The following is a 5,396-nucleotide window of genomic DNA, read 5'->3' as shown; positions in this document are numbered from 1 at the left end:
GGGGGGGCGCGCGCGTCGCCGCGCCCCCGGCCTACCCCCTCCTCCGGCCCCCCCCCCCCCCCGGGGGGCGGGGGGGGGGGCGGCCGGCCCCCCCCCCCCCCCCCCCCCCCCCCGCCCCCTGGATCCCGCCCAGCCCCGCCACCAGCAGCAGCGTGAAGCCGCGCGCCCACTCCTCGTCCACCGGCTCCGCGCTCACCAGCGTCCGGTGCACCACCGCGCCCGCGATCACGTCGAAGATCAGGTCGGCGTTGCGGGCCGCCACCTCGGGGTCGCTCTCGTACGCCAACTCGCCCCGTGCCTGCGCCCGTTCGCGCCCCTTGAGCACAAGTCCCTTCTGCCGGTCCACGATCGCCGTACGGATCCGGTCCCGCAGCGCGTCGTCCCGTGTCGACTCGGCGACCACCGCCATCAGCGCCGTCTTGGTCTCCGGCCGCTCCAGCAGGGCGGCGAACTGGAGCACGACCCCCTCGATGTCGGCCGTGAGGCTGCCCCGGTCGTGGACCTCGATCTCGTCGAAGACGACGGCGACCGCGTCGACCACCAGCTCGTTCTTGCTCGCCCAGCGCCGGTACAGCGTGGTCTTGGCGACGCCCGCGCGATGGGCGACGTCGCCCATCGACAGCTTGGACCAGCCCAGTTCCACCAGCGCCGCACGGGTCGCCAGCAGGATCGCGGTGTCGGCGGCGGCGCTGCGGGGACGGCCGGAGCGGGTGGGGGTGTCGCGACGGCGGCTCAGCATGCCCGCGACCATACCCGTCGGTAGCGATATCGCTGTGAGTCAGTTCACCGGATGAATCTCACACGTACGGGGCGGCTTCCGGTTACGCTACGACCCGTAGCGAAAGACCGTTTCTGCTTTGGCGGTTCTTGAGCGACGACCGCTGATACGGGGTGGGGACCCCGTGTCGAACCCACGTCCCCCGCAGGGGACTTGCCCCGTGCGTGTTCAGGTCATGCGCGGGGCTCGTTCAGGCGTGACGACGCAAACTGTCCGATTGCTTTTCACTTGCGCGCGCGGAGAGGGGAGGATGTACTCATGCAGCCTAGGAACATGTCCATGAGCGGCGTCGTCGATCTCGCCGCGGTGAAGGCGGCCGGTGAGGCCAAGGCCAAGGCCGAACAGGCCCGCGCCGAGGCGGCCCGGCGGGGCGACACCGGCGCCGTACCCCCCTCCAGTCTGGTGATCGACGTCGACGAGGCGGGCTTCGAGCGCGATGTCCTCCAGCGCTCCACCGAGGTCCCGGTCGTCATCGACTTCTGGGCCGAGTGGTGCGAGCCGTGCAAGCAGCTCAGCCCCGTGCTGGAGCGGCTGGCCCGTGAGTACAACGGCCGGTTCGTTCTCGCCAAGGTCGATGTCGACGCCAACCAGATGTTGATGCAGCAGTTCCAGATCCAGGGCATCCCCGCGGTCTTCGCCGTGGTGGCCGGCCAGGCGCTGCCTCTCTTCCAGGGCGCGGCCCCCGAGGCCCAGATCCGCGAGACGCTGGACCAGTTGATCCAGGTCGGCGAGCAGCGCTTCGGGCTCACCGGCATCACGGTCGACGCGGACGCCGAGGCCGGCGCGGACAGCGAGGCCGCCGAGCCGGTGGAGCGGGCGGGGCCGTACGACGCGCTGCTGGAGGCCGCCGTACGCGCCCTGGACGCCGACGACTTCGGCGGCGCCGCGCAGGCGTACCGCAACGTGCTCGCCGACGACCCCGGCAACACGGAGGCGAAGCTCGGGCTCGCCCAGGCCGAACTGCTCGCCCGCGTCAAGGGGATGGACCCGCAGCAGGTGCGCAAGGAGGCGGCGGAGCGGCCGGACGACGTCCCCGCGCAGATCGCCGCGGCCGACCTCGATCTGGTCGGCGGCCATGTGGAGGACGCCTTCGGCCGGTTGGTCGAGACCGTACGGCGCACGGCGGGTGAGGACCGGGACGCGGCACGGCTGCGGCTGCTCGAACTCTTCGAGGTAATCGGCTCGGACGACCCGCGCGTGACCTCCGCGCGGTCCGCACTTGCCAGGGTCCTTTTCTGACGTAGACGAGTAAGTCCGAAGTCCTGTTCCGCGCCGTGAGGCGGCGTGTGACGATTTGCCGACTCGACGACACCGACGACCCCGCTTTGCCAAAACTTGGTAAAGCGGGGTCGCTGTTACTCCGAGTAAATCAATCCGCTTGGTCTGTCCGGTTATTGGCAGTATTCACGAGTTCTGTCGGGGTGATTTGGGGCACCCTGTGTGCCCGCGGGGCGCCGCCTCGGCGCGCCTCGATGAACAACTCATTACTTGCCAGTAACGAACCCCCTTGTGTCCCGAGCGCGAATACACCACGATCGTCCACGCTCGGTCCAACAGCGCACCGGCACGGCGATCCGGCCGTGGCCACCGCACCGTTGGAACCCCACCGGGCGGGCCGGCGGAGCAGTGGCGCCGACCCACGGACAGGGGGGTTCCCGTCGACCGGCGGGGCCTGTCCGGCGGCCACGCGACGCGCGTGGTCCAGTGGTTGTCGCTCGGGGGTGATCGTCGGTGATTCTGACGCGGCTCGTTCCGCTGATACGCAACGGCGCTCTCCTTCCCGAGGACGTAGCACTTCTCCCATCCCAGGACGGGCCGAGGCCCGATCCGGAGATGTACGTCCGAGAAGGAGGAAAGTGATGGAGTCCCAAGCACGTGGCGGGACCAGATGGAAGCGGTTCGCCGTCGTCATGGTGCCGAGCGTGGCCGCGACGGCCGCGATAGGCGTCGCTCTGGCACAGGGCGCTCTCGCCGCGTCGTTCAGTGTGTCGGGGCAGAGTTTCAAGGTCTCGGCCGACCAGTTGGTGGGCCAGGACTTCGTACAGTACGGAAGCCTCGCCGACGGCACCGACCTCAAGGGCAACAAGACCGCCCATCCGGTGGCCGTTTCCGGCTTCAGCTCGGCCACGATCAGCAACATGTGCCAGTCGGTGGTCACTCCGGACGTCCCGATCTTCGGCAGTGTCAGCCTTGAGCTGCGCGCCGGGCAGGACGTCAAGAAGCCGGTCAAGGCGACCAATCTGTATCTGGATGTCGCCAAGCTCGAAGCCGACGCCAAGTTCAAGAACATCGACATCGGTGTGGCGGCCGGCGACACGAGGATCCAGCCGGGGACCGAGAAGAAGGTCAACCCGTTCGGCTTCGCGCAGCGCGCCGACGAGGCCGTGCTGACCGACGTGCGGCAGACGGCGTGGGCCACCACGGCCGGCACCTTCGAGCTCAGCGGACTGAGCCTGAAGCTGCACAAGGGCACCAAGGAGTGCTACTAGACCCTGACCGGGTCCTGAGCACTGCGCCCCCGGGCGGGCGCGCGCCGTATGACGCGGTCGCGTCCGCCCACTCCCCCAATCTCTCACAGCAACACCGGTTCCAGGGAGCTGTTTTCCATGAGCGCCGAGTCTTCGGACCCCCGCGGCCGATTCACGTACTGGCGGCTGCGGTTCCGTGCCTGGCGGGGTACTCGGCCGTTCTGGGCCGGGCTGTTGACGCTCCTCAGCGGAGTGCCGATCGCCTACTTCCCTTACGCCGACCTCAAGCTCGGCCATCTCACGCTGACGATGGCCACCACCGCGGGCGCGGGCTCGCTCATCATCGGTGTCCTGCTCGCCACGCTGGGTCTGACGATGTGGTTCCAGAGCATCGTGCGGGTCTTCGCCGGCGTCGCCACGATCCTGCTGGCCCTGGTCTCCATACCCGTGGCCAACATCGGCGGATTCGTGATGGGCGCGCTGCTGGCCCTCGTCGGCGGCGGTCTGTCCATCTCCTGGGCACCGGGCCGGCCGACGGGGCCGGACGCGGAGCACCTGGACGATCCGGGCGACGACCGGTCGGCCGAGCCCGCGGCCGTACGGCGGGAGACATTTCTGCCCGACGGCGGCGCCGTCGACCGGGGCACTCGGGACGGGGGCGGGGACGGCCCTTTTCTCCCCGGCCCGCCTGACGGGGACCCGAATCTGACGGACACGACTGCCCATGCCAACGGCGGGAGGAACAGTGCGGGGTGACGACACGCGGCCGGAGACGGCCGGAGGCGGGCAGGCCCGCGAGAGAAGCGGCCCGCGCCACGCCGCCCCCAGGAAGTCGCTGCTGACCAAGCTTCAGATCCCGGCCGGCAAGGCGTTCGCGCTCGCCGCGATGCCGACGGCGGTGTTCGTCGGGATGGGGCTCACGCCCCGGCTCGCGCTCGCCGACGACGCCAAGGACATCCCGTTCGCTCCGGGGCCGTGCGTCACGCGCTCCGACGAGCCTCCGGAGGAGTCTCCGTCGCCGTCCGGGAAGCCGTCGGACGGCGAGTCCGGTGACCCCTCCGGGAGTCCGTCAGGGGACTCCACGGACGGCCCCAAGCCGCCCTCGGGGGGCGACGACGGTGACGGTCCCGAGCCGTCGCCCGGCGAGACACCGCCCGCGTCCGACGCGCAGAAGCCGGCCGAGCCCAAGGAGCCCGCGCCGGAGCCGAGCGCGTCGAAGTCCACGGACCCGCTGGACCCGCTGGGTCTGGGGGACGCGCTGGGTGGCCTTCTCGGCGTACCGGACAAGGACAGCGAGACCGGCGAGCCGGCCGACCCGGAGTCCGGGAAGCCCGCGGGTCCGGAGCCGGACGAATCGGAGACGGACAAGCCCGGCGACGGCGGCGACAGTGCGGCCGACCGCACCGAGGACGCCATCCGGGACGCCGCGGACAAGGCCGGGGCGGATGTCGAGGAGCTGGACGAGGACGCGAAGGGACTCGAAGCCCGCAAGGACGACGACATCCCCGAGGGTGCCGACGGCAAGCCGCGCTTCCCCTGCCCGGAGGCCGATCCGGAGGCGCTGGCCGCCGCCGAACTGGAGCCCGGCATCCCGCTGTTGCCGGACGATCCGTGGAAGCTGGAGAGCACCAAGCTCACGCTGCGGGGTCTGGACTACCACGGCATCGTCGAGGTGAAGACGGGCAGCGGAAAGATCAAGAAGGCGCTGAAGTTCACCGCGTCGCAGGTGGACATCAAGGACCTGCACCAGAAGGTCGTCTACCCCGAGGGCCGCACGGCGCACGTGGCGAGCAGGCAGGACTCCACGTCGACCATCCGCGACGGTCAAGTCACCATGTACACGGAGAAGTTGACGGGCAATCTGTTCGGGCTGATCCCGATCGAGTTCAGCCCGGACACCCCGCCGCCGGTCAACGTCCCGTACGCCTTCTTCACGGAGGTCGAAGTGGTTCAGGCGGGCCAGTTCGGCGGCACGCTCACCGTTCCCGGACTGCACAACTACATCACCGACTAGCCGCACCGGTGACCGAACGCCGGACGCCGGGCGGGGCGCGCCCGGTTTGTGGGGGGGGCCGCCGGCGGGCCGCGGGGGGCGCGGGGGGGGGGGGCGGGGGCCCCGGGGGGGGGCGCGCCCCCACGTGGGGGGGGCG

General features: G+C 70.8%; 5 protein-coding genes. 4 read left to right on the top strand and 1 reads right to left on the bottom strand.

Annotated features, from left to right (window positions below; genetic code table 11):
* Positions 1–31: 31 nt before the first annotated feature.
* Entirely contained in the window at positions 32–739 is a 708-nt protein-coding gene (locus ACIBLA_RS28780) for a TetR/AcrR family transcriptional regulator (RefSeq protein WP_399200320.1), read from the bottom strand.
* Between the two features lie 297 nt (positions 740–1,036).
* On the opposite strand from ACIBLA_RS28780, the gene ACIBLA_RS28775 reads away from it, so the two are divergent.
* The 4 genes from ACIBLA_RS28775 to ACIBLA_RS28760 all read left to right on the top strand — a co-directional run bounded on the left by ACIBLA_RS28775 (position 1,037) and on the right by ACIBLA_RS28760 (position 5,260).
* Positions 1,037–2,017: a tetratricopeptide repeat protein gene (locus ACIBLA_RS28775; RefSeq protein ID WP_363241342.1), complete on the top strand. Its 981-nt coding sequence runs from the start codon at positions 1,037–1,039 to the stop codon at positions 2,015–2,017.
* 620 nt (positions 2,018–2,637) lie between these two features.
* Positions 2,638–3,267, top strand: coding sequence for a DUF6230 family protein (locus ACIBLA_RS28770; RefSeq protein ID WP_363241343.1), 630 nt, complete (start codon positions 2,638–2,640; stop codon positions 3,265–3,267).
* A gap of 117 nt (positions 3,268–3,384) precedes the next feature.
* Positions 3,385–4,002, top strand: coding sequence for a DUF6114 domain-containing protein (locus ACIBLA_RS28765; protein ID WP_363241344.1), 618 nt, complete (start codon positions 3,385–3,387; stop codon positions 4,000–4,002).
* A complete protein-coding gene (locus ACIBLA_RS28760) occupies positions 3,992–5,260 on the top strand; it encodes a hypothetical protein (RefSeq protein WP_399200319.1) in 1,269 nt (422 codons plus the stop codon). Before ACIBLA_RS28765 ends, ACIBLA_RS28760 begins: the two co-directional genes overlap by 11 nt.
* The last annotated feature ends 136 nt before the right edge of the window (positions 5,261–5,396 follow it).

The organism is Streptomyces sp. NPDC050433 (genome assembly GCF_044458565.1).
In the GTDB taxonomy this organism is placed as follows: domain Bacteria; phylum Actinomycetota; class Actinomycetes; order Streptomycetales; family Streptomycetaceae; genus Streptomyces.
Note: the sequence above shows the minus strand (reverse complement) of the source record. Positions and strands in the feature narration are given on the sequence as shown.